Origin of the sequence: Pseudomonas sp. T8 (assembly GCF_024610635.1) — a bacterium.
Lineage (GTDB): Bacteria > Pseudomonadota > Gammaproteobacteria > Pseudomonadales > Pseudomonadaceae > Aquipseudomonas > Aquipseudomonas chlororaphis_I.
Window position 1 is genome coordinate 1,490,427 of record NZ_CP102374.1, and the last position, 22,588, is coordinate 1,513,014.

20 protein-coding genes and 2 pseudogenes are annotated in these 22,588 nt (G+C 66.7%); 9 read left to right on the plus strand and 13 right to left on the minus strand.

Translation table 11 applies throughout. From position 1 onward, the window contains the following. Nucleotides 1–93: 93 nt before the first annotated feature. The 11 genes from NRG23_RS06450 to NRG23_RS06500 form a co-directional block, all read right to left on the minus strand. Nucleotides 94–1,527, minus strand: coding sequence for an FAD/NAD(P)-binding protein (locus tag NRG23_RS06450; RefSeq protein ID WP_257374072.1), 1,434 nt, complete (start codon nucleotides 1,525–1,527; stop codon nucleotides 94–96). 14 nt (nucleotides 1,528–1,541) lie between these two features. Beyond that, entirely contained in the window at nucleotides 1,542–2,309 is a 768-nt protein-coding gene (locus NRG23_RS06455) for an ABC transporter ATP-binding protein (protein ID WP_081361879.1), read from the minus strand. A gap of 3 nt (nucleotides 2,310–2,312) precedes the next feature. Continuing rightward, the gene (locus tag NRG23_RS06460) at nucleotides 2,313–3,653 is read right to left on the minus strand and encodes an ABC transporter substrate-binding protein (RefSeq protein ID WP_257374075.1); all 1,341 of its coding nucleotides are present in this window, start codon (nucleotides 3,651–3,653) and stop codon (nucleotides 2,313–2,315) included. A gap of 26 nt (nucleotides 3,654–3,679) precedes the next feature. Next, nucleotides 3,680–4,729 (minus strand): branched-chain amino acid ABC transporter permease, encoded by a 1,050-nt coding sequence (locus NRG23_RS06465; RefSeq protein WP_053268799.1) that lies wholly within the window; start codon nucleotides 4,727–4,729, stop codon nucleotides 3,680–3,682. Between the two features lie 4 nt (nucleotides 4,730–4,733). Beyond that, nucleotides 4,734–5,615 carry a branched-chain amino acid ABC transporter permease gene (locus tag NRG23_RS06470; protein WP_009048497.1) on the minus strand — a complete coding sequence of 294 codons (882 nt, stop codon included), beginning with the start codon at nucleotides 5,613–5,615 and terminating at the stop codon, nucleotides 4,734–4,736. Then, nucleotides 5,615–6,391: an ABC transporter ATP-binding protein gene (locus NRG23_RS06475; protein ID WP_257374078.1), complete on the minus strand. Its 777-nt coding sequence runs from the start codon at nucleotides 6,389–6,391 to the stop codon at nucleotides 5,615–5,617. The genes NRG23_RS06470 and NRG23_RS06475 overlap by 1 nt, the downstream gene beginning before the upstream one ends. Then, nucleotides 6,388–7,377 (minus strand): AMP-binding protein, encoded by a 990-nt coding sequence (locus NRG23_RS06480; RefSeq protein WP_257374080.1) that lies wholly within the window; start codon nucleotides 7,375–7,377, stop codon nucleotides 6,388–6,390. The genes NRG23_RS06475 and NRG23_RS06480 overlap by 4 nt, the downstream gene beginning before the upstream one ends. A 166-nt stretch (nucleotides 7,378–7,543) precedes the next feature. Beyond that, nucleotides 7,544–8,962 carry an LLM class flavin-dependent oxidoreductase gene (locus tag NRG23_RS06485; RefSeq protein WP_257374081.1) on the minus strand — a complete coding sequence of 473 codons (1,419 nt, stop codon included), beginning with the start codon at nucleotides 8,960–8,962 and terminating at the stop codon, nucleotides 7,544–7,546. Continuing rightward, a complete protein-coding gene (locus tag NRG23_RS06490) occupies nucleotides 8,962–9,438 on the minus strand; it encodes an acyl-CoA dehydrogenase (protein WP_016701805.1) in 477 nt (158 codons plus the stop codon). Before NRG23_RS06490 ends, NRG23_RS06485 begins: the two co-directional genes overlap by 1 nt. Before the next feature lie 10 nt (nucleotides 9,439–9,448). Beyond that, nucleotides 9,449–10,651 (minus strand): SfnB family sulfur acquisition oxidoreductase, encoded by a 1,203-nt coding sequence (locus NRG23_RS06495; protein ID WP_041986615.1) that lies wholly within the window; start codon nucleotides 10,649–10,651, stop codon nucleotides 9,449–9,451. Nucleotides 10,652–10,823: 172 nt separating this feature from the next. After that, complete coding sequence (locus NRG23_RS06500; RefSeq protein WP_009048491.1) at nucleotides 10,824–11,387, minus strand: helix-turn-helix domain-containing protein; 564 nt, start codon at nucleotides 11,385–11,387, stop codon at nucleotides 10,824–10,826. 15 nt (nucleotides 11,388–11,402) lie between these two features. Between NRG23_RS06500 and NRG23_RS06505 the strand changes: the two are divergent. Further along, nucleotides 11,403–12,420: pseudogene (locus NRG23_RS06505) on the plus strand (DMT family transporter). 1 nt (nucleotide 12,421) lies between these two features. Here NRG23_RS06505 and NRG23_RS06510 read toward each other — a convergent pair. Then, the gene (locus NRG23_RS06510) at nucleotides 12,422–12,865 is read right to left on the minus strand and encodes a hypothetical protein (RefSeq protein WP_103331374.1); all 444 of its coding nucleotides are present in this window, start codon (nucleotides 12,863–12,865) and stop codon (nucleotides 12,422–12,424) included. A 245-nt stretch (nucleotides 12,866–13,110) separates the two neighbouring features. On the opposite strand from NRG23_RS06510, the gene NRG23_RS06515 reads away from it, so the two are divergent. From NRG23_RS06515 to NRG23_RS06540, 6 genes are read left to right on the plus strand one after another with little or no spacing between them, the layout of a single operon-like run. Beyond that, entirely contained in the window at nucleotides 13,111–16,029 is a 2,919-nt protein-coding gene (locus NRG23_RS06515; protein WP_257374085.1) for a monovalent cation/H+ antiporter subunit A, read from the plus strand. After that, nucleotides 16,029–16,373, plus strand: a complete 345-nt coding sequence (locus NRG23_RS06520) for a Na+/H+ antiporter subunit C (protein ID WP_003202835.1) — start codon at nucleotides 16,029–16,031, stop codon at nucleotides 16,371–16,373. The genes NRG23_RS06515 and NRG23_RS06520 overlap by 1 nt, the downstream gene beginning before the upstream one ends. Next, nucleotides 16,370–18,055, plus strand: coding sequence for a monovalent cation/H+ antiporter subunit D (locus tag NRG23_RS06525; RefSeq protein ID WP_041986621.1), 1,686 nt, complete (start codon nucleotides 16,370–16,372; stop codon nucleotides 18,053–18,055). The genes NRG23_RS06520 and NRG23_RS06525 overlap by 4 nt, the downstream gene beginning before the upstream one ends. Beyond that, entirely contained in the window at nucleotides 18,052–18,540 is a 489-nt protein-coding gene (locus tag NRG23_RS06530; protein WP_257374089.1) for a Na+/H+ antiporter subunit E, read from the plus strand. The genes NRG23_RS06525 and NRG23_RS06530 overlap by 4 nt, the downstream gene beginning before the upstream one ends. After that, a complete protein-coding gene (locus NRG23_RS06535; RefSeq protein ID WP_009048485.1) occupies nucleotides 18,537–18,815 on the plus strand; it encodes a K+/H+ antiporter subunit F in 279 nt (92 codons plus the stop codon). Before NRG23_RS06530 ends, NRG23_RS06535 begins: the two co-directional genes overlap by 4 nt. Beyond that, complete coding sequence (locus NRG23_RS06540; protein WP_257374092.1) at nucleotides 18,812–19,180, plus strand: Na+/H+ antiporter subunit G; 369 nt, start codon at nucleotides 18,812–18,814, stop codon at nucleotides 19,178–19,180. The genes NRG23_RS06535 and NRG23_RS06540 overlap by 4 nt, the downstream gene beginning before the upstream one ends. A gap of 136 nt (nucleotides 19,181–19,316) precedes the next feature. On the opposite strand, the gene NRG23_RS06545 is transcribed toward NRG23_RS06540, so the two are convergent. Continuing rightward, the gene (locus NRG23_RS06545; protein WP_016701798.1) at nucleotides 19,317–19,754 is read right to left on the minus strand and encodes a DUF3995 domain-containing protein; all 438 of its coding nucleotides are present in this window, start codon (nucleotides 19,752–19,754) and stop codon (nucleotides 19,317–19,319) included. A 97-nt stretch (nucleotides 19,755–19,851) separates the two neighbouring features. On the opposite strand from NRG23_RS06545, the gene NRG23_RS06550 reads away from it, so the two are divergent. Together NRG23_RS06550 and NRG23_RS06555 are read left to right on the plus strand one after the other, a co-directional pair. Next, nucleotides 19,852–20,241 (plus strand): DUF2946 domain-containing protein, encoded by a 390-nt coding sequence (locus NRG23_RS06550; RefSeq protein WP_038631792.1) that lies wholly within the window; start codon nucleotides 19,852–19,854, stop codon nucleotides 20,239–20,241. Between the two features lie 201 nt (nucleotides 20,242–20,442). Continuing rightward, a pseudogene (locus NRG23_RS06555) lies at nucleotides 20,443–22,577 on the plus strand (TonB-dependent receptor). Nucleotides 22,578–22,588: the final 11 nt, after the last annotated feature.

The window sequence follows — 22,588 nt, forward strand, 5'->3', positions numbered from 1 at the left end:
CTGTAGGAGCGAGCTTGCTCGCGATAGAAACAACGCGGTGTGTCTGACCCAACGCTTCGCGAGCAAGCTCGCTCCTACAGGGGGTTGGCGTTGTTATGCCAATGCAACCAACCGCGCCGCCAACGCCTTGGCCTGGCTGGCCACATCGGTCACCGCGGTGCTTTCCCACCACATGCCGCGCAACGGCGGGCCCATGGCGAACAGCCGGCTGGCGACCTGCCCCTGGGCATCCACCACCGCGCCACCGGCGTCGGCGCGGATCCCCAGGGCCAGCGGTCCCGGCTGGATCAGGCCACGGGCCAGCAGCTGCTGCGGCAACGGTCGGGCCACCCGGCGCCAGTCGTATTCGATGCCGCTGGAGTTGATCAACGCATCCCCCACGACCCAGCTGGTTTGCGTCTCGCCGCGGCGACGGATGCCAATCGCCAGGCGCCCATCCGCCGAAGGCTCCAAGCCCTTGAACGAGGCGGCATGGATGCGCAGCCGCCCTTCCCCATGCAAACGCGCCACCAGCTCGGCGCTCAGCGGCGGCGAACGGTGGTGATGGCTTTCCCACCAGGGCCGCACATGGCGCACGAACTGCCGGCGCTGCCCATCCGTGGCCTGGCTCCACAAGCGCCCGATATGCGCGCGCACCGTGTCCAGCGGCGCCTGCCAGTCCACGCCGTCCGCCAGCGCCTGGCGGCACTGGCGACGCAGCTCGTGCAACAGCTGGCGCGGAGTGCGGATGCTCGGGTCCTCGGCGAGGAAATCGACCCAGGCCGGTGGCTGGCGCCGCACATGGGGCAACAGGCCGTGGCGCGAGAACACCTCGATCGGCCCGCGATGCCCGGCCTGCTCCAGGGACACCACGGCGTCGACCATGGTCAGTCCGGAGCCGATGATCAGCACGGTCGCCTGCGGGTCGAGCCGGCTCATGGCCGAGACATCCCAGGGGTCCAGCGCGGCGGCGTTGAGGCCGCTGGATTCGGTCTGCGGCGTGCGCGCCGCCGGGAACATGCCGGTGGCCAGCACGGCAAAGGCGCCGCGTAGTCGCTGGCCGTCGTCGAGGGTCAACCAGGCACCCTCGGCGTCGGCCTGCAAATCCACCGCCTCGGCGCGCACATGCGTCACCGTCGAGCCCTGCAAGGCGCCGATCGCCTGGGCTTCGGCCAGCCGCTGCTGCACATAGAGGCCGAAGATCCCGCGAGGCGGGAACAGCTCGCTGACCGGCACCGGCTGCTGCTCCGACTCGGGCCAGCCGCCGCCGGCGAGGTAGTCGCTCAGCCACTGGGTCAGGTCGTCGGCGTTGTCCGGGTCGACGCTCATGCGCGCGGCGTTGCCGTTCAGGGTGTGGCCCAGCTCGACGGCGCTATAGGCCTCGCCGCGCCCCAGTTCGCTGCGCGGCTCGATCACCCGCACCTGGCGGCGGCCCGGCAGGCGCAGCAGTTGGGCGGCGAGCAAGGCGCCACTCAGACCGCCGCCGACGATCAGTACATCGGCATCACGGGTGGCGCCGCTCGCCTGTCCGTTGGGTGTTTGGCTCATGGGGTTCTCACGGGTCAGTGCCTGCCTAGGTAGAAGTCCTGCAGATCGCCACGGGCCAGCAACTCGTCGGCCGTTCCGGACCAGGCCACGCGCCCGGTGTCGAGCACGTAGGCCCTGGAGGCGTACTTGAGCGCCACATTAATGTTTTGTTCGGCGATCAGGAAGCTCACCCGCGCCTCGCGATTGAGTTGCGCGACGATTTCGAAAATCTCCTGGACGATGATCGGCGCCAGGCCCATGGACGGCTCGTCCAGCAGCACCAGGCGCGGCCGGGTCATCAGCGCGCGGCCGAGGGCGACCATCTGCTGCTCGCCGCCCGAGGTCAGCCCGGCCCGGGTGCCGCGCTTGGTCTTCAGGCGCGGGAACCAGGCGTAGATGCGCTCCAGGTCGGCGGCCAGCTCCCGGCGGCTCAGGCCACGGACAAAACCGCCGCTGCGCAGGTTGTCCTCCACCGTCAGCTGCGGGAACACATGGCGCCCCTCCAGCACATGGACCATGCCCTGGCGCACCCGCTGGCTCGGGTCGACACCGGCGCTGTCCTGGCCGAGAAAGGCGATCGAGCCCCGGCTGACCTCGGCCCGCTCGGCGCGCAGCAGCCCGGAGATGGCCTTGAGGGTGGTGCTCTTGCCGGCACCGTTGGCCCCCAGCAAGGCGACGATGCCGCCCTCGGGCACGCCCAGGGAAACCCCGGCCACCGCGAGGATCGCCCCGTCGTAGATCACCTCGATATCGCGCACCTGCAACAGGTCGTCGGCCGTGGCGGCCGGAGCGGTCTGGCTCATGTGTCATTCATCCCCGGTGCAGCTGCGTGGCGTGAGGTTCTTCTCCTTGGCGAACGCCGCCGACTTCTCGTCGATCAGCGGCCGCAGCAAGGCGCGGTCGGCGGCGATCCAGGCGCTGATCAGGGTCCAGTGGGCGCCGTCCCACTGCTGTACCCGCGCCGAACCGCCGCCCTCGTGATCGCGGCAGGACAGCTTGAGGTTCTGCATCAACCCCAGGTAACCCATGGCCTTGAGCCGGGCGTCGTCGATGTTCAGGTGCTCCAGGCCCCAGCGCCCTTCTTCGCCATTGAGCGGGCGCTTGCCGAACTTGCCCTGGGCGGTGCGGATCGCTTCGACCGCCACCGCAGCGTTCACCAGCCCGGAGTTGTAGTACACGCTGCCGAAATTCTTCAGATCCTTGAGGTCGCTCTTGCCCTGGTCGAGGATGTGTTGCTTGAGGCGTCGGTGGATGTCGAAATCGCTTCCCGCCGGATACGGCGTCAGCGCCAGATAGCCTTTGGCCGCCGCGCCGGCCGGCAATACGTCTTCGCTGGAGCTGGCCCAGATGTCGCCGATGATGTGGTCCACCGGGAAGCCGAAGCGCGCGGCGGTCTTCACCGCCACCGGGGTCGAGACGCCCCAGGTGCGCAGGAACACCCAGTCGGGGTTCTGCTGGCGCACCTGGCGCCATTGCGCCGACTGCTCGTTACCCGGATCGGCCACCGGGATCTGGATGTTCTCGAAGCCGTATTTCTCCGCCAGCAGCTTCAGCGGGCCGAGGGTTTCCCGGCCATAGGCCGAGTCGTGGTAGACCGTGGCGATCTTCTTGCCCTTGAGCTTGTCGAAGCCGCCCTCGCGCTCGGCGATGTAGTTCACCAGGGTCGAAGCCTCGCTGTAGAAGGTCAGCATCACCGGAAAGTTATAGGGAAACACCGTGCCGTCGGTGGCCTCGGTACGGCCGTAGCCCAGGGTGATCAGCGGGATCTTGTCGATCTCGGCGCGCTCGCTCAGGGCATAGGCCGCCGGGGCGCCGTTGGGCTGGTAGACCGCCACCGGCGCGCCGTCCAGGCCGTTCTTGAAGCGCTCGTAGCACTCGATGCCCTTCTCCGCCGTCCACTCGGTCTCGCACTCCTGCCAGACCAGCTTGACCCCGTTGATCCCGCCTTCCACCTGATTGATGTAGTTCAGGTAGTCGATCATGCCGGCCCACACCTGTACCCCGCTGGAGGCATAGGCACCGACCCGGTAGGTGGCCAGCGGGAAGAACTGCTGGTCCGCCGCGGCCTGCGCCACGGGCACCGCACTGCCTAGGAGCGCCAGCGTCACCGCGACGCCGGCCAGGGAACGTTTCAAGGATGCACGCATATTTTCTCTCTACTCAGCAGTGGAATTCAGAAACGCAGCGGCCAGTGGCCCAGCCGTTGCCGGAGATTGCCCAGCAGGCGGATCAGGCCCTCCGGCTCCTTGATCAGGAACAGGATGATCAGCACGCCGAAGATGATTTTCTGCAGGTTCTGCAACTGCCCGGCATCCACCGCGCCGCCCGACAGCGCTTGCCCGGCGTGGCTGAGCAGGATCGGCAGCAGGCTGATAAAGGCCGCGCCGACGAAGTTGCCGGCCACGCTGCCCATGCCACCGATAATGATGATGAACAGGATCTGGAACGAACGATTGATATCGAAGCTGCTGGCGCTGGCCGTGCCCAGGTAGGCGAACGCCCACAGGGCGCCGGCGATGCCCAGGTAGAAGGAGCTGACGGCGAACGCCAGGCGCTTGTAGCGCGCCACCGGAATGCCGATCACCGCCGCCGCGGTGTCCATGTCGCGGATCGCCATCCAGTTGCGCCCGACCTGGCTGCGCACCAGATTCAGCGCCACCCAGGTCAACAGCAGCACGCAGGCCAGGGTCAGCAGGTAACGCCCGACCGGGGTATTGAGGTCGTGGCCGAACAGGCTCAGCCGGGGCGCCGAGATGGTCCCCGAGGAGCCGTAGTTGTAGAACCAGGGAAACTTGACGAACAGCCACTCCAGGAAGAACTGCGCCGCCAGGGTGGTGACCATCAGGTAGAAGCCCTTGATCCGCGAACTGGGCAGGCCGAACAGCCAGCCCACCGCCGCGCTGACCAGACCGCCGCCGAGCAGGGCCAGGGGCAGCCCCAGCTCCGGCAGGCGCAGCAGGAACCCGTAGGTGGCGAAGGCGCCGACCGCCATGAAGCCGGCGGCGCCGACCGAAGTCTGGCCGGTGTAGCCGGTGAGCAGGTTGAGGCCGAGCCCGGCCAGGGACAGCACCAGGAACGGAATCAAAATGGCGTTGAGCCAATAGTCGTTGCCCACCAGCGGCACGCCGACGAAGGCCAGGAGCAACAGACCGCCCAGGCCCCAGGGCAGGCGGCGCGGGACCAACAGCACAGGCGCGGTGGCCTGGGTCAAGGGAATGGACATGGATTCAGACTCGCTCGATGGCGCGCTCGCCGAACAGGCCGGCGGGACGGATATAAAGGAAGGCCAGGGCCAGCACATAGGCGAACCACGGGGTGATGCCGCCACCGATCAGCGGGCCGATGTAGACCTCGGCCAGGTTCTCGGCGGCGCCGACGATCAGCCCGCCGACAATCGCCCCGCCGATCGAGGTGAAGCCGCCGATGATCAGCACCGGCAAAGCCTTGAGCACCACCAGCGACAGCGAGAACTGCACACCCTGGCGCGCGCCCCAGAGCAGCCCGGCCACCAGCCCGACGATGCCGGCCACGGCCCAGACGATCTGCCAGATGCGGTTGAGGTTGATGCCGATCGACAGCGCGGCCGTGGTGTCGTCGGCCACCGCGCGCAGCGACACGCCGATGCGGGTCTTGTTGAACAGCAGCGCCAGCACTGTCACCAGCACCACGGCGGTGGCCGCGGCGATCAGGTCGAACTGGCTGAGCATCAACGGCCCGAGCAACAGCGGCACGTCGTCGATGCCCAGGTCCAGCGCCCTGACCTGGGAGCCCATCAGCCCCTGGGCCAGGCCCTCGATGATGAACGACAGGCCCAGGGTGGCCATGAACAGGGTGATCTGCGAACGATTGACCAGCGGCCGCAGCACCAGCCGCTCGATCAGCCAGGCGCCGGCGATCATCACCAGCACCGTCGCCAGCAGCGCCAGGACAAAGGGCACGCCCTGGTCATGCAGGCTGACGAAGGTCAGCGCGGCGAACAGCAGCATCGCGCCCTGGGCGAAATTGAACACGCCGCTGGCCTTGTAGATCAGCACGAAGCCGATGGCCACCAGCGAATACATAGTGCCGGCCAACAGGCCGCCGAGCAGGGTTTCGAAGAAAAAGCCCATCAGTGCACCACCCCCAGGTAGGCGGCGATCACCTCGGGGTCGGCCTGCACTTCGGCCGGGGTGCCGTCGCCGACCTTGCGCCCGTAGTCCAGCACCACCACATGGTCGGACAGCTCCATGACCACGCTCATATCGTGCTCGATCAGCACCACCGTGGTGCCGAGGTCGCGGTTGATATCGGCGATGAAGCGCGCCATGTCCTGTTTTTCCTCGGCGTTCATCCCGGCCATGGGCTCGTCCAGCAGCAACAGGCTGGGCCCGGCGATCAAGGCCCGGCCCAGCTCGACGCGCTTTTGCAGGCCGTAAGACAGGTTGCCCACCGGCACGTCGCGCTGGGCCTGCAAGTCGAGGAACTCGAGAATGCCCTGGGCCAGCTGCCGATGGGCCTCGGCCTCGCGCCGTGCCCGAGGCAACCCCAGGGCCTGCTCGATAAAGCTGGCGCGGGTATGCCGCGACAAGCCGCTGAGCAGGTTGTCGATCACGCTCATCTGCTTGAACAGCGCGTTGTTCTGGAAGGTGCGGCCGATGCCCCGGCGCGCGGCCCGCAAGGGGTCGATGCGCTGGAACGCCTCGCGGTCGAAGACAATCGAGCCGGCGTCGAAGCGATAGACGCCATTGAGGATATTGAGCAAGGAGCTCTTGCCGGCGCCGTTGGGCCCGATCAGCGCGCAGATCTCGCCGCGCGCGACCGCGAAGGACAGTTGGTTGATCGCCTTCACCCCCTTGAACGACAGGGAGATGGCGTTGACTTGCAGGATGGGGTCGGCGGCGCTCATGCGATATTCCGTTTGAATTCAGCCAGCCACACCGGCGCTGAAGATTTCGAGGGCGTGCCGGGGGCCTGCCAGATGTAATCCAGGCGCTGGAACCCCAGGAGCCGGCGCACCCGGTTCTTCAGCAGCCGTTGCAGGGGGCGGTGCGGCTGGGCAATGGCCCAGTTGCACAGGCGGCGGCGCCAGCTGCCGGGGGGTGCCAGGCGACTTTCGATGTCGTCGGCCAGGCGTTGCAGGCAAGGGCCCGAGAGCAGCAGGCCGCTGGGAGCGACATCGCGGCGGTCGCGGCTGGCCGAACCGCGGCTTTCCGGGAAGGCCAGGCTATGGCCGCTGTGCAGCCACTGGTGCAGCAAGACCCTCAGGCCTTCCGGCCAGTGCGTGCCCTCCTCGCTCCACAGCTGCGCGGCATGGGCCGGATGCCGCCAGTGGTTCTGGCGCTGGGGCTTTTCCCGGCTGCCCAGCAGGTCGCTGAAGGCCAGCACCGGCTGGCGCGAACCCTCTGGCAGGCGCGGAACCGCCTGATGGGCGATCAACAATTGCGGGGCGATGCTGTTTTCGCCGGCCGCGACCCAGCGCAGCAGTTGCTGGCGCGAATGCACGAAGGCATGGCTGGGGCGCAGGTTCCACAGGGCCTGGCGCAGGGCTTGCGGGTCGAGCTCGTCGCTCAGGGTCAGCACCTGGCCGCCCACCCGTTGCGCGGCCAGGGCCAGAAGCAGCAGGTTGGGCTCGAACAGGCCGCTCAACGCCAGTCGCGAGCCTTCGTCGAAGCCCTGTTGCCGCAGGCCGTCAGCCAGGCGCTCGACATCGCGCGCGGCATCGATCCAGCGCCAGTTGTACCAATGGCCGTGGCGCTTGTGGCGCAACGCGCTGGCCAGCGGGCTGACCTGCGCCCAGTGCTGCAACAGCTCCAGGGCCGCGGGCAGCAGCACGCTGTTTTCCGGTGTTCGTGCATCCGCCGGGGGCGAACGCTTGAGTTCATGCACGCTCATGGACTGACCTCGTTCCTTGGGCAAAAGCGTGCGGTGGTCCGCTGGCTGGTTTTTTGGTTTGCACTGCACCTGTAGCCGCTGCCGCAGGCTGCGATCGACCGAAACGGTCGCGGCGATTGCACTAACGCCGGAGGTCCTCCGGACCTATCGCAGCCTTCGGCAGCGGCTACAGGGACGGTATCCGGATGGAGGCCACCTGCTGCTCCTGGCGCTGCCAGGCCGCCAGATCGCGATAAGCGCTGCCCGGATGACTCTCCGGCAAGCGCGGCCCGGCGCCGAACAGCTTCTCGCGCAAGGTGCCGGGGGCGTAGTCAGTCTTGTACACGCCGCGCTTCTGCAGCTCGGGGACCAGCAGTTCGACGGCGTCGACAAAGGTTTCGTGGGTCAGCGCATAGGCCAGGTTGAAGCCGTCCACATCGGTGTCCTCGACCCACTCCTGGAGCAGGTCGGCCACGGTTTCCGGGCTGCCGACGAACAGCGGGCCGAAGCCGCCGATGCCGACCCAGTCCGCCAGCTCATGGGGCGTCCAGACCTTGTTCGGGTCGGCCGTGGAGAAGGCTTCCACCGCCGACTGGATGGCGTTGGTGTGCACATGCTTGAGCGGCTCATCGGGCTTGAACTGGCTGAAGTCGATGCCGGTCCAGCCGGAAATCAGCGCCATGGCGCCCTCGTAGCTGACCCAGGACTTGTACTCCTCGAACTTGGCCCTGGCCTTGGCGTCGGTCTCGCCGAGGATCACCGTCTGCAGGTTGAAGATCAGGATCTTCGCCGGATCGCGCCCGGCCTCGGCGGCGCGGCGACGGATATCGGCCACGGTCTTTTTCAGCAGCACCTTGGATGGCGCGGCGACAAACACGCACTCGGCCTGCTCGGCAGCGAACTGCTTGCCACGGCTCGACGCGCCGGCCTGGTAAAGCACCGGGGTGCGTTGCGGCGAAGGCTCGCAGAGGTGGATGCCCGGCACCTGGAAGTGTTGGCCGAAGTGCTGGATCTCATGGATCTTGCTCGGGTCACTGAAGATCCGCCGTTCCCGGTCGCGCAGCACCGCGCCCTCTTCCCAGCTGCCTTCCCAGAGCTTGTAGCAAACCTGCAGGTATTCCTCGGCGTAGTCGTAGCGGGCGTCGTGCTCGGTCTGGGCTTTCTGCCCTAGGTTCTTCGCCCCGCTTTCCAGGTAGGAGGTGACGATGTTCCAGCCGGCCCGGCCCTTGGTCAGGTGATCGAGGGTCGATAGGCGCCGGGCGAAGGGATAGGGATGCTCGAACGACAAGGAGGCGGTCAGGCCGAAGCCCAGGTGTTCGGTGACCAGGGCCATGGGCGGGATCAGTTGCAGCGGGTCGTTCACCGGCACCTGGGCCGCCTGGCGGATCGCCGTCTCACCGTTGCCCTGGTAGACGTCATAGATGCCCAGCACATCGGCAATGAACAGGCCGTCGAACTTGCCGCGCTCGAGGATCCGCGCCAGGTCGGTCCAGTATTCGAGGTCCTTGTACTGCCAGGAGCGGTCCCGGGGGTGGGCCCACAGGCCCGGCGACTGGTGGCCGACACAGTTCATGTCGAAGGCGTTGAGACGGATTTCACGGGACATCAAACCGCACTCCTGAAACTGGGCGGCACCACGCCGTTGAGGCGGTAGTTGCCGATCAACGGGTATTTCCAGCGCAACGGCTCATCCAGCGCGGCGGGCAGCGGGCTGCGCTGGCCGGTCAGCTCGAACTCGGCGTGGCTCACCGCGAGCAAGGCCTCGCGGCTGGCGATGGCCGCCTCGGCCTGGGCCACGCCGACCTCGGCGACATCCTGTTCCCTGGCGAGCAAGGCCTGCGCCCGCTCCTGCAAGGCGGCGGCGACTTCGATACGGATCAGCAGGTCGCCAAAGCGGCTGATCACATAAGGGTCGTCGCTGGCCCTGGCCAGGCCGCTGCCGGGCCAGGGCCTGGCCTGTTCACGGACAAAGGTGAGGGTCGATTGCAGCAGCTCGCGGGCGCGGCGCAGGTCGTCGTGGCTTGGCTCGTGCTGTGTATCGGAGTGCTTTTGCCGGGCGCTGGCTTGGCTCAATGCGTTCATGGGCGGTTCCTCAGTTCCAGGCGTGGCGGGCCGGCTTGACGCCGTTGAGCAGGAAGTTGCCGATCAGGTGGTATTTCCAGCGCGCCGGATCATGCAGGGTGTGGGTCCGCGCGTTGCGCCAGTAGCGGTCGAGGTTGTACTTGCCGAGCACCGAGCGGGTGCCGGCCAGCTCGAACAGCTTGCTGCTGGCGAGCAAGGCGCTTTCCGTCGACAGCACCTTGGCTTGCGCCACCACCACCGAGGCCTGGGCCACGGTGTCTTCGTTGGGCTCGCGCAGCGCCTGGTCGATGGCCAAGCCGGCTTTTTCCAGGATCGCTTCGCTGCCGTGGACCCGCCATTCCAGGTCGCCAATGGCGGCGATGGTGAACGGGTCCTGCCAGCCATGGTCCTGGCCGCTGTCGATCCAGGGCCGCGACTGGCGGGCGTGGCGCTTGGCTTCTTCCAGGGCGCCGACTGCCAGGCCGGTGTCCACCGCCGCCTGGATGATCTGCGAGATCGGCCCGTCGGCGGTGGGCTCGTCGAACGCGCGATGGGCCGGGATCACCGCGCTCAGCGGCACCTGCACCGCCTCGAGGGTGACGCCGCCGCTGGCGGTGGTGCGCTGGCCGAAACCGTCCCAGCTGTCGATCACCGTCAGGCCGGGGTTATCCCGTTCGATAAAGGCGATGAACGCCTTGTTCTGTTCGTCGACCGCCACCGCTGGCACGATATGGGCGAACAAGGCACCGGTGCAGTAGAACTTCTCGCCGTCGATCCGCGCGCCGTCGGCGTTGAAGCGGATGCGGGTCTCGAAGGCGCCGGCATGCTTGCTGCCGGCTTCGGAGAACGCGTTGCCGAAGCGATAACCCTGCAGCACCTTGGCGAAGTAGTAGCGCTTCTGCTCTTCGCTGGCGGTTTGCAACAGGATGTCGAGCACGCCCAGGTGGTTCTGCGGCAACTGGCCGAGGGACGAGTCGGCAGCGGAAATGATCTTGATCACCTCCGCCACCGTCACGTAGGACACCCCGGCGCCGCCGTAGGCCTTGGGAATGGTGATGCCCCACAGGCCGCTGGCGGAGAACTCGTCGAGCTCGGCGAACGGCAGGCGCCGCTCACGATCGCGCACGCTGGCCTCGACGGCGAAACGTTCGGCCAGGGTCCGGGCGACGGCAATCGCCTCGGCGTCGGAGCGAATGATATGGGCGGTTCGGGTGGGTTGAGCGGTGGCTGTCATGGCCGACTCCAGGTCCTGTCGAATACGGAAGATCCGTTCTGACCGGGAGATTGCAGAAGTCGTGCCGAAGCCAGTAAATCTTATAAATCAGTAAGTTGAATCGAACTCATAAGAAACAGAATCAACTTAAAACAGGCAAAATGTTCAAGCACTGTTGCCCAGGCAACAGTGCTCAGATCACCACGTTGCGCACGAAACGCACCGCCACCGCCCCATCGTTGCGATAGGCATGCGGCAGGTTGCTGGCGAACATGAAGAACTCACCGCTGTCCAGGCGCCGCTCCTGCTCGCCCAGGACCAGGGTCAGGCAGCCTTCGCAGACATACAGCTGCTCGCTCCAGCCTTCGGCGTCCGGCTCCGACAGGTATTGCTCGCCCGGCTCCAGGCGCCACTCCCACAGCTCCACTTCGCGGCAGGCGTTGGCCTTGGCCAGCAGCACCGCCTTGCTCCCGGGAATCAGCCCGGCCCAGGCCAGCTCGTTGATGCGGCTCGGGTCGCGGGCGTCGGGGGCCTGGATCAGGTCGCTGAAGGCCACGTCGAGGGCCTCGGCCACCCGGTCCAGGGTGCTGAGGCTGACATTCTTCTCACCGGCCTCGATGGCCACCAGCATCCGTCGGCTGACCCCGGACCTTTCCGCCAGGGCGCTCTGGCTCAGCTCGGCGGCGTGGCGCAGGCGCCGGACGTTGTGACTGACATGTTGCAGCACGGATGCGCGCTGCCCAGGATCTTTGTGCACTATATTGCTCACTGTATGGATTTGCGCAGTATACTGCCCAACTTCGCGGCGCATTGTGCGGCCGCCCCGGGTAGCGCGCAAGGGCATGACGTCGGTGAACTCCTCCAAACCTTCCTCCTTCTTCCTCAAACTGAGCAAAGCCGAGTGCGTGCTGGTGCTGATCACCATGGTCTGGGGCGGGACCTTTCTCACCGTGCAGCACGCCATGACCGTCAGCGGCCCGATGTTCTTCGTCGGCCTGCGCTTTGCCGCGGCGGCCTGCATCGTCGGGCTGTTCTCCCTGCGCAGCCTGCGCGGGCTGACCCTGTTCGAACTCAAGGCCGGGGTCTTCATCGGCACCGCCATCATGCTCGGCTACGGCCTGCAGACCGTGGGCCTGCAAAGCATTCCCAGCAGCCAGTCGGCCTTTATCACCGCGCTGTACGTGCCCTTCGTACCGCTGCTGCAATGGCTGTTCATGGGCAAGCGCCCGGGGCTGATGCCGAGCATCGGCATCATGCTGGCCTTCACCGGCCTGATGCTGCTCTCCGGGCCGAGCGGCGCCGCGCTGGACTTCAGCCCGGGCGAAATCGCCACCCTGATCAGCACCGTGGCCATCGCCGCGGAAATCATCCTGATCAGCACCTACGCCGGCCAGGTCGATGTGCGCCGGGTCACCGTAGTACAGCTGGCCGCGACCTCGGTGCTGTCGTTCCTGATGGTGGTGCCGACCCAGGAAGCCATCCCGGACTTTTCCTGGCTGTTGCTGGCCAGCGCCCTGGGCCTGGGCGCCGCCAGCGCGGCGATCCAGGTGGCGATGAACTGGGCGCAGAAAAGCGTCTCGCCGACCCGCGCCACCCTGATCTACGCCGGCGAACCGGTGTGGGCCGGGCTGGTCGGGCGCATCGCCGGCGAGCGCCTGCCGGCCCTGGCCCTGCTGGGCGGCGCGCTGATCGTCGCGGCGGTGATCGTCAGCGAGTTGAAGACCAAGGGTAAGAGTAGCGAGGTGGTCGAGGCGGATCGGCTGGATGAGACGGCGGATTCGCAACGCTGAGTCAGCGCGGCAACGACTCGACAATGGCCGCCAGTTCCTGCCGGGACAGCTGGCCAGCCTTTACGGCAGCAACAATGTCTTCTCGCGTCATGGTTTGAGCCGGGGCCTGCTCGGCATCGACATTCCATAACCACAGGGGGCTGATCCGCTCCTGCCCCGGCCAGAAGGCCTTGGGCAAGGCTTCCTGAGCGATGACGCCCTTGTGATAGAAGTACGCCAGGTAGCGGCTATGGCCCTCGGCAAAGCCGGTGTCGTAATAGAGCACCGTGCCGGCGGGCAAGGCCGCCGCCGCTGGCCCTTCGATCGACAAGGGCTCCAGGGTCTTGAAGCGGCTCATGCCGGCAGTGGGCCCGGCCAGGGTCAGCCACAGCCAGACAATCCAGCCGCCGAAGGCCATCAGCAGCAGGCTGGCGAGGGTTTTGCGGGTAAAGGTTCCGAGGGTCATAAAGGGCCTGTCTGCTTCCTTTCAAGCGGGTCCGTTGCCAAGGGGCGCGACCATAGCACCGCGCGCAGCGCTTTGTTGTCATTCATGCTGGGCAAACTGCCATGACTTTGGTGCCGGCTGGCTTTTCGTTCCCTGTCTTGAACGCCGTTCGAAGGGGTTTTGTAGGATCCTGCCACAGCTTCAAGGTTGGTGATCACAGAGTCGGCACGTATGATGCATCACAATTTCCCGCAGATTAGAAGCCTATGTCCCTGATAGTTCTACTGCTTCTGCCTTTTATCGGCAGCTGTCTGGCGGCCCTGCTGCCGCACAACGCGCGTAACACCGAGTCCCTGCTGGCAGGCCTGGTCGCCTTGGCCGGTACCGTGGCGGTGGCCTCGATGTACCCGCAGATCGCCCATGGCGGCGTGATCCGTGAAGAATTCAACTGGCTGCCCAGCCTCGGCCTGAACTTCGTCCTGCGCATGGACGGCTTCGCCTGGCTGTTCTCCATGCTGGTGCTGGCCATCGGCACCCTGGTGTCGCTCTACGCGCGCTACTACATGTCGCCGGAAGACCCGGTGCCGCGCTTCTTCGCGTTTTTCCTGGCCTTCATGGGCGCCATGCTCGGCCTGGTGATTTCCGGCAACCTGATCCAGATCGTGTTCTTCTGGGAACTGACCAGCCTGTTCTCCTTCCTGTTGATCGGCTACTGGCACCACCGCTCCGATGCCCGGCGCGGCGCCTACATGGCGCTGATGGTCACCGGCGCGGGGGGCTTGTGCCTGCTGGCGGGGGTCATGCTGCTCGGCCATGTGGTCGGCAGCTACGACCTGGACCAGGTCCTGGCTGCCGGAGATCTCATCCGAGCCCACGCCCTCTACCCCATCCTCCTGCCCCTGATCCTGATCGGCGCCCTCAGCAAAAGCGCACAGTTCCCCTTCCACTTCTGGCTGCCCCACGCCATGGCTGCGCCGACACCGGTGTCGGCCTACCTGCACTCGGCGACCATGGTCAAGGCCGGGGTCTTCCTCCTTGCCCGCCTCTGGCCGTCGCTGTCCGGCAGCGAAGAATGGTTCTGGATCGTCGGCGGTGCCGGTGCCGCGACCCTGGTGCTGGGCGCCTACTGCGCGATGTTCCAGAACGACCTCAAGGGCCTGCTGGCCTACTCGACCATCAGCCACCTGGGCCTGATCACCCTGCTGCTGGGCCTGAACAGCCCGCTGGCCGCGGTGGCCGCGGTGTTCCATATCCTCAACCACGCCACCTTCAAGGCCTCGCTGTTCATGGCCGCCGGCATCATCGACCACGAAAGCGGCACCCGCGACATCCGCAAGCTCAACGGCCTGATCAAGCTGATGCCGTTCACCGCGACCCTGGCCATGGTCGCCAGCGCCTCCATGGCCGGCGTGCCGCTGCTCAACGGTTTCCTGTCGAAAGAGATGTTCTTCGCCGAGACGGTGTTCATCAATTCCACCGCCTGGGTCGAGGCCGCCCTGCCGGTGATCGCCACCATCGCCGGGACCTTCAGCGTCGCCTACTCCCTGCGCTTCACCGTGGATGTGTTCTTCGGCAAGCCGGCCGAAGACCTGCCGCATACGCCCCACGAGCCACCGCGCTGGATGCGCGCGCCGGTGGAGCTGCTGGTGTTCACCTGCCTGCTGGTGGGGATCTTCCCGGCGCAGATGGTCGGCCCGCTGCTGGCCGCGGCCGCCCAGCCGGTGGTCGGCGGCACCCTGCCGGAGTACAGCCTGGCGATCTGGCACGGCCTGAATGCGCCGATCATCATGAGCCTGATCGCCATGTCCGCTGGCATAGTGCTCTACCTGCTGCTGCGCGCCCCGCTGGTGCGCGGCCACTTCGCCTACCCGCCGCTCATTGGCCGCTTCAACGGCAAGCGCCTGTTCGAGCGCAGCCTGGTGAGCATGATGCGCCTGGCCCGGCGCCTGGAGCGGCACATCAGCACCAAGCGCCTGCAGACCCAGCTGTTCCTGCTGGTGCTGGTGGCGGTGCTGGCCGGCCTGATCCCGATGCTCTACAGCAGCCTGAGCTGGGGCGACCGGCCGAAGATCCCGGGCTCCATCGTCTTCGTCACCCTCTGGCTGCTGGCCATCACCTGCGCCCTGGGCGCCGCCTGGCAAGCCAAGTACCACCGCCTGGCGGCCCTGACCATGGTCAGCGTCTGCGGCCTGATGACCTGCGTGACCTTCGTCTGGTTCTCCGCGCCGGACCTGGCCCTGACCCAGCTGGTGGTAGAAGTGGTGACCACGGTGCTGATCCTGCTCGGCCTGCGCTGGCTGCCACGGCGGATCGAGGACGTTTCACCGCTGCCGAGCAGCGTGCCCAAGGCCCGTGCCCGCCGCCTGCGCGACCTGCTGCTGTCGATCGCCGTCGGCCTGGGCATGGCCGTGCTGTCCTACGCCATGCTGACCCGCCAGACCCCCAACGACATTTCTTCGTTCTACCTCAGCCGCGCCCTGCCGGAAGGCGGTGGCAGCAATGTGGTAAACGTGATGCTGGTGGACTTCCGCGGCTTCGACACCCTGGGCGAGATCACCGTGCTGGCGGCCGTGGCCCTGACCGTATTCGCCCTGCTGCGACGCTTCCGCCCACCGAAGGAAAGCATGCAGCTGCCAGCCCAGCAGCGCCTGCTGGCGCCCGACGTGGTCACCGACCTGGTCAACCCGCGCCAGGCCAGCGACACCGCCCTGGGCTTCATGATGGTGCCGGCGGTGCTGGTGCGCCTGCTGCTGCCGATCGCCCTGGTGGTGTCGTTCTACCTGTTCATGCGCGGCCACAACCTGCCGGGCGGCGGTTTCGTCGCCGGCCTGGTGATGTCGGTGGCGTTCATCCTGCAATACATGGTCGCCGGCACCCAGTGGGTCGAGGCCCAGATGAGCCTGCGACCGCTGCGCTGGATGGGCACCGGCCTGCTGTTCGCCACCCTGACCGGGCTCGGCGCCCTGGCGTTCGGCTACCCGTTCCTGACCACCCACACCCTGCACCTGGACCTGCCGCTGCTCGGTGATATCCATATCGCCAGCGCGCTGTTCTTCGACATCGGCGTGTATGCCGTGGTGGTCGGCTCGACCCTGCTGATCCTCACCGCGCTGGCGCACCAGTCGGTGCGGGCGCACAAGCCGAGCCCGTCCAAATCCCTTGCCAAGACAGGAGCCACTGCCTGATGGAAGAAGTCATTGCAATTGCCATTGGTGTGCTGGCGGCCTCCGGCGTCTGGCTGGTGCTGCGGCCACGGACCTTCCAGGTGGTGATGGGCCTGTGCCTGCTGTCCTACGGGGTCAACCTGTTCATCTTCAGCATGGGCAGCCTGTTCATCGGCAAGGAGCCGATCATCAAGGACGGCGTGCCCCAGGACCTGCTGCACTACACCGACCCGCTGCCCCAGGCGCTGGTGCTCACGGCGATCGTCATCAGCTTCGCCATGACCGCGCTGTTCCTGGTGGTGCTGCTGGCGTCCAGGGGCCTGACCGGCACCGACCATGTGGATGGCCGGGAGCCCAAGGAATGAGCCTGATGCCGCACCTGATCGTCGCGCCTATCCTGCTGCCGCTGCTGACCGCCGCGGTGATGCTGATGCTCGGCGAGAAACATCGCCCGCTCAAAGCCAAGATCAATCTGTTCTCCAGCATGCTCGGCCTGGGCATCTCCGTGCTGTTGCTGTACTGGACCCAGCAGACCGGCGTGCCCGGCTCCGTCGGCGTGTACCTGCCGGGCAACTGGCAGGTGCCGTTCGGCATCGTGCTGGTGGTCGATCGCCTGTCGGCGCTGATGCTGGTACTCACCGGGATCATCGGCGTCAGCGCCCTGCTGTTCGCCATGGCCCGCTGGGACCGCGCCGGGGCCAGCTTCCACGCGCTGTTCCAGATCCAGCTGATGGGCCTGTACGGCGCCTTCCTGACCGCCGACCTGTTCAACCTGTTCGTGTTCTTCGAAGTGCTGCTGGCCGCCTCCTACGGCCTGATGCTCCACGGCTCCGGCCGCGCGCGGGTGTCCGCCGGCCTGCACTACGTGGCGATCAACCTGCTGGCCTCGTCGCTGTTCCTGATCGGCGCGGCGCTGATCTACGGCGTCACCGGCACCCTGAACATGGCCGACCTGGCGCTGAAGATCCCGCTGGTGCCGGAAGCCGACCGCGGCCTGCTGCACGCCGGCGCGGCGATCCTCGCCACCGCGTTCCTGGCCAAGGCCGGCATCTGGCCGCTGAACTTCTGGCTGGTGCCGGCCTATTCCGCGGCCAGCGCGCCGGTGGCGGCGATGTTCGCGATCATGACCAAGGTCGGCGTCTACACCCTGCTGCGCCTGTGGACCCTGCTGTTCTCCGGGCAGGCCGGGGCCTCGGCCTACTTCGGCGGCGACTGGCTGATCTACGGCGGCATGGCGACCATCGTCTGCGCGGCCCTGGCGATCCTCGCCGCGCAGCGCCTGGAACGCATGGCCAGCCTGAGCATCCTGGTCTCGGCCGGGATCCTCCTGGCAGCGATTGGCTTCGCCCAGCCCAGGCTGATCGCCGGCGCGCTGTTCTACCTGGTCAGCTCGACCCTGGCCCTGAGCGCGCTGTTCCTCCTGGCGGAGCTGATCGAGCGCTCGCGCTCGGCCAACGAAATCCCCCTGGACGACGAGGCCGAAGCCCTGCCCCGGCCTCAGGAGTCGCTGCAACCGCCACCGGGCACCAACCTCGACGACGAGCGCAAAGCCGTGGTCGGCCAGGTGATTCCCTGGACCATGGCCTTCCTCGGCCTGAGCTTCATTGCCTGCGCGCTGCTGATCATCGGCATGCCGCCGCTGTCGGGTTTCATCGGCAAGCTGAGCCTGATCGGCGCCCTGCTCAACCCTGCCGGGCTGGGCCAGGCCAGCGATGCGCCGCTGTCCGGCGCCGCCTGGGGCCTGCTGGCCTTGCTGATCCTCTCCGGCCTGGCGTCGCTGATCGCCTTTTCGCGCCTGGGCATCCAGCGTTTCTGGAGCCCGGAAGAACGGCCGTCGCCGCTGCTGCGGCGCTTCGAGTGCGTGCCGATCATCGCCCTGCTCGGGCTGTGCATGCTGCTGACCGTCAAGGCCGAGCCGCTGCTGCGCTTTACCCAGGCCGCCGCCGACAGCCTCAACGACCCGCAGCAATATGTGATGGCCGTGCTCGGCACCCGGGCGGTCCCCAGCCCCGAGGCCCAGGCGGCGTTGCAGGAGGTGCGGCCATGAAGCGCCTGTTCCCCGCGCCCTGGTTGTCGCTGGCGCTGTGGCTGCTGTGGCTGGTGCTGAACCTGTCCGTCAGCCCCGGCAACCTGCTGCTCGGCGCGCTCCTGGGCTTCTGCGCGCCGTTGATGATGCGGCCGTTGCGCCCGCTGCCGATCCGCATCCGCCGCCCCGCGACCATCCTGCACCTGTTCCTGCTGGTCGGCCGCGATGTGCTGCTGTCGAACCTGGCCGTGGCCTGGGGCGTGCTCAACGCCGGGCGCCGCCCGCCGCGCTCGCGCTTCGTCAAGATCCCCCTGGACCTGCGCGACGCCAACGGCCTGGCCGCGCTCTCGACCATCACCACGGTGGTGCCGGGCACGGTGTGGTCCGAGCTGTCCCTGGACCGCAGCATCCTGCTGCTGCATGTGTTCGACCTGGACGACGAAGCGGCTTTCATCCAGCACTTCAAGACGACCTACGAGCGTCCGTTGATGGAGATCTTCGAATGAGTGCCCTGCTCACGAACGCGATCCTGCTCAGCCTGTTCCTGTTTTCCGTGGCCATGGTCCTGACCCTGGTCCGGCTGTTCAAGGGCCCCTCGGCCCAGGACCGGGTCCTGGCCCTGGACTACCTGTACATCCTGGCGATGCTGATGATGCTGGTGCTGGGCATCCGTTATGCCAGCGACACCTACTTCGAGGCGGCGCTGCTGATCGCCCTGTTCGGCTTCGTCGGCTCCTTCGCCCTGGCCAAATTCCTCCTGCGTGGCGAGGTGATCGAATGAATGCCGTCAGTGAACTGTCGTGGTGGATCGAGGTACCGGTGGCGATCCTGCTGGTGCTCGGCAGCGCCTTCGCCCTGATCGGCGCCATCGGCATGCTACGCATGAAGGACTACTTCCAGCGCATGCACCCGCCGGCCCTGGCCTCGACCCTGGGCGCCTGGTGCGTGGCCCTGGCGTCGATCCTGTATTTCTCGGGGATGAACTCGGGGCCTGTGCTGCACGCCTGGCTGATTCCGATCCTGCTGTCGATCACCGTGCCGGTGACCACCCTGCTGCTGGCGCGGGCGGCGCTGTTCCGCAAGCGCATGGCCGGCGACGATGTGCCGGCGGAGGTCAGCAGCCGGCGTCGCGAAAGCGGCAGTTGAGGGATGCCCGCCACACGCGCCCTTTGTAGGAGCGAGCTTGCTCGCGATGAACGTCAACGATGACGCGGACCATCTGCGGGAATCCGTTGAACCGGCTTTTTTCGCGAGCAAGCTCGCTCCTACAAGAGGGAGGCACTCAGTTCCAGGCCACCACCAGCAACCCCGCCCCCAGCACCACGCACAGCGGCGAATAGAACAAGGTGTCCAGCCGGGCGAACCTGGACTCGCTGACTTCCTTGAAGAACCCCACCAGGTTCGAATCGCCAATGGCCCGGGCGAACATCAGCAAGGCCATCGCGCTGATCACCCATTGCAGCGCCGGGTGGCTCACCGTCGGCAGGTACAGGCCCACCCGCAGGCACACCAGCATCGCGATCAGCAGCAGGCCCACCGCCACCAGCAAGGTGGCGAACCCCGAAGGCTTGAACGCCGGCTCCAGCTCGCCCGGCGTCCTGCCCGGCACCTGGGGAATCGCCGCGTCGCTGCCACGCTTGCCACCGGCGGCCCAGTACAGGTGGATCAGGCTGATCAGCAGGAAGGCTCCTGCCATCCATTGCGCGATCAAAACATTCATATGCAAACGTCCATGGCAAAAAATGTTGCTGAAGAATGGACCCGCTCGCGCGTTTTTGTAAGTACGTTCGTCGCCTGCGATGGTAAAGTGCCGCCCCATGAAATTCGCCCGAACCGATCGCTCGCTCATTGCCTGGATGCTCTATTGCTGCGTCCTGTTCAATGTGTTCGCCTGCAGCATCGGCCACGGGCAAATGGTCGGCCAGCAGCTCAACGGGATCGGCGGCCAGTTCTGTACGGTGGACCCGCGCACCCAGGCACCGGCCTCCTCCAACCCGGTCGACGAATCGCTGCCGACCCTGTCCAAGGCCTTCGGTTGCCCGCTGTGTTCCACCGGCGGCATGGGCCCGGCGTTCAACTCCAGCCTGACCCTGGCGATCCTGCCGCAGCACCACAGCCCGCCGCTGGCGCCCCGCGCCACCGCTGACATCCCCACCCGCTTCACCTGGCCCGCGGCCCACCCGCGCGCGCCGCCCGCCTTCGCCTGAGCCTTCTGCCCCTGTCATCAGCCCGCCCCGTGCCAATGCACGGCGTCAGGGTCTGTACGGAAAGTCACTGTGTGCTAAGCGCCTTCGCGCTATGCAGGCCATGCTGCGTTAAAAGCAGGCTCGCCTGACCTTCGCTCGCCGACTTTTCGTACGGACCCTGAACCCCGGGCTGCTTCCTAGCCAAGAATTCAGGATCTACCGATGAAACACATTCCCCTGCTGGCCAGCCTGTGCGGCTGCCTGTCCGTCAGCGCCTGGGCGCAATCCAGCGTCGACCTGGCACCGATCACCATCGACGGCGACCAGCCCGTCGAACCCGGCCTGGCCCTCGACCAGTCCAGCGGCATGGCCTCGCGCCTGGGCCTGAGCGTCCGTGAGACCCCCGCCTCGGTGGCGGTGGCCAACCGCAACGATATCGAGCGGCGCGGCGCGCAGAACTTCCAGGACGCCGCCAACAGCCTGCCCGGGGTCAATGCCAGCGCCCCGCCGGGGTTCGGCGGCTTCGTCTCCTACCGTGGTTTCAGCAACAGCCAGATCACCCAGATGTTCAACGGCATCAACGTGTCCAGCGGTCTGGCACGGCCGGTGGATTCGTGGATCTATGACAGGGTCGAGTTGCTCGGCGGCCCCTCCTCGCTGGTCAACGGCGCCGGCTCCGTGGGCGGTTCGCTGAACTACGTGACCAAGCTGGCCGACGCCAGGAGCGGGCCATCGAGGGCCGGGTCAGCTACGGCAGCTACGACACCACGCAAACCGCCTTCGGCCTCAACCACGCCCTCAGCCAGGCCGGTGACGAGGTGCAGCACTACGCCCGCCTCGACGTCAGCCACAACACCAGCAATGGCTACATCGACCGCCAGGAGCGCGATGCCTGGAGCCTGGCGTTTTCCCTGCTCAGCGACCTGACGCCGGACCTGTCCCACACCCTGGCCGTGGAATACCAGGACGAACACGAGGACAGCCCGTACTGGGGCACTCCGGTGCTCAACCCCAAGGCCGGCGAGCTGAAGATCGACAAGCACAACCGCTTCAACAACTACAACGTCGAGGACGGCCGCTACGAGCAGCGCACGATCTGGGTACGCTCGATCCTCGACTACCGGATCAACGACAGCACCAGCCTGCGCAACACCCTCTATCACCTGGACAGCCAGCGCGATTACCGCAACCTGGAGACCTACCAGTACAACGCCGACAACAGCGCGGTGAACCGCTCCACGGCCTATCAGGTGCGGCACCAGGGCGAGCAGAACGGCAACCAGTTCGAGCTGCGCCACGACACCTCGATCTTCGGCCTGGACAGCACCTGGTCCGGCGGTTTCGAGTACAAGGTCAACCGCACCACCAACTCGCCGCTGAACGTCAAGGCGGCCAACAGCGTCGACCCGAACAACTACCAGCCGGGGCATTTCTACGACCTGCCGGGCACCCGCCAGGGCTTTGTCGCCGACAAGACCAACGAGGTCACCACCCAGGCGCTGTTCGTCGAGAATCGCCTGGCCCTGACCGACCGGCTGGCGCTGCTCACCGGCCTGCGCTACGACAACATCGACCTGGACGTGACCAACCACCGATTGGTGACGGCGAGCAATCCACGACACCTCAAGCGCCGTTGGGAACCGGTCACCGGCCGGGTCGGCCTGAGCTATCAGTTTCTCCCGAGTGCCAATGTCTATGTGCAGTACAGCACCGCCGCCGAGCAGCCCAACAACAGCACCCAGGCCTTCGATGTCTCCACGGGCAAGCAATGGGAAGTGGGCAGCAAATTCGATTACCTGGATGGGCGCGGCTCGGCGACCCTGGCGGCCTACCGCATCGAGCGCAAGGACTTCGCGGTGACCGACCCGCTGGACCCGACCCTGAGCATCCCGGTGGGCCAGCAGACCTCCAAGGGCATCGAGGTGGCCAGCTCGCTGCGGGTCACCCCGAAGCTGCTGCTCGAGGGCAACTTCGCCTGGGTCGATGCGCAGTACGACGAGTTCACCGAGAAGAACGCCGCGGGCGTGGTGGTGTCACGCAAGGGCAATACCCCGACCAACGTGCCGGACCGGGTTGGCAACCTGTGGCTGACCTATGACCTGGCGCCGCAGTGGCAGACCGGGGTCGATGCGCGTTATGTGGCCTCGGTGTACGCCGACACGGCCAACACCCTGACCGTGCCCTCCTACACCCTGTACGGCACCTTCCTCACCTACAAGCTCGACAGCCACACCTCAATCACCGGGCGGGTGCGCAACCTGACCGACGAGGTCTACGCCAGGTTCGCCCATGTCTCGCCGGCTTACTACCTGGGTACGCCACGGACCTTCGAACTGGCGGTGCAGAGCCGCTTCTAAAAGCATCGCGG

Excerpts from the sequence above, each read along its gene's own strand:
- NRG23_RS06450 (WP_257374072.1), bottom strand. The coding sequence starts at position 1,527 with ATGAGCCAAACACCCAACGGACAGGCGAGCGGCGCCACCCGTGATGCC.
- NRG23_RS06455 (WP_081361879.1), bottom strand. The coding sequence starts at position 2,309 with ATGAGCCAGACCGCTCCGGCCGCCACGGCCGACGACCTGTTGCAGGTG.
- NRG23_RS06460 (WP_257374075.1), bottom strand. The coding sequence starts at position 3,653 with ATGCGTGCATCCTTGAAACGTTCCCTGGCCGGCGTCGCGGTGACGCTG.
- NRG23_RS06465 (WP_053268799.1), bottom strand. The coding sequence starts at position 4,729 with ATGTCCATTCCCTTGACCCAGGCCACCGCGCCTGTGCTGTTGGTCCCG.
- NRG23_RS06470 (WP_009048497.1), bottom strand. The coding sequence starts at position 5,615 with ATGGGCTTTTTCTTCGAAACCCTGCTCGGCGGCCTGTTGGCCGGCACT.
- NRG23_RS06475 (WP_257374078.1), bottom strand. The coding sequence starts at position 6,391 with ATGAGCGCCGCCGACCCCATCCTGCAAGTCAACGCCATCTCCCTGTCG.
- NRG23_RS06480 (WP_257374080.1), bottom strand. The coding sequence starts at position 7,377 with ATGAGCGTGCATGAACTCAAGCGTTCGCCCCCGGCGGATGCACGAACA.
- NRG23_RS06485 (WP_257374081.1), bottom strand. The coding sequence starts at position 8,962 with ATGTCCCGTGAAATCCGTCTCAACGCCTTCGACATGAACTGTGTCGGC.
- NRG23_RS06490 (WP_016701805.1), bottom strand. The coding sequence starts at position 9,438 with ATGAACGCATTGAGCCAAGCCAGCGCCCGGCAAAAGCACTCCGATACA.
- NRG23_RS06495 (WP_041986615.1), bottom strand. The coding sequence starts at position 10,651 with ATGACAGCCACCGCTCAACCCACCCGAACCGCCCATATCATTCGCTCC.
- NRG23_RS06510 (WP_103331374.1), bottom strand. The coding sequence starts at position 12,865 with ATGACCCTCGGAACCTTTACCCGCAAAACCCTCGCCAGCCTGCTGCTG.
- NRG23_RS06515 (WP_257374085.1), top strand. The coding sequence starts at position 13,111 with ATGTCCCTGATAGTTCTACTGCTTCTGCCTTTTATCGGCAGCTGTCTG.
- NRG23_RS06520 (WP_003202835.1), top strand. The coding sequence starts at position 16,029 with ATGGAAGAAGTCATTGCAATTGCCATTGGTGTGCTGGCGGCCTCCGGC.
- NRG23_RS06525 (WP_041986621.1), top strand. The coding sequence starts at position 16,370 with ATGAGCCTGATGCCGCACCTGATCGTCGCGCCTATCCTGCTGCCGCTG.
- NRG23_RS06530 (WP_257374089.1), top strand. The coding sequence starts at position 18,052 with ATGAAGCGCCTGTTCCCCGCGCCCTGGTTGTCGCTGGCGCTGTGGCTG.
- NRG23_RS06535 (WP_009048485.1), top strand. The coding sequence starts at position 18,537 with ATGAGTGCCCTGCTCACGAACGCGATCCTGCTCAGCCTGTTCCTGTTT.
- NRG23_RS06540 (WP_257374092.1), top strand. The coding sequence starts at position 18,812 with ATGAATGCCGTCAGTGAACTGTCGTGGTGGATCGAGGTACCGGTGGCG.
- NRG23_RS06545 (WP_016701798.1), bottom strand. The coding sequence starts at position 19,754 with ATGAATGTTTTGATCGCGCAATGGATGGCAGGAGCCTTCCTGCTGATC.
- NRG23_RS06550 (WP_038631792.1), top strand. The coding sequence starts at position 19,852 with ATGAAATTCGCCCGAACCGATCGCTCGCTCATTGCCTGGATGCTCTAT.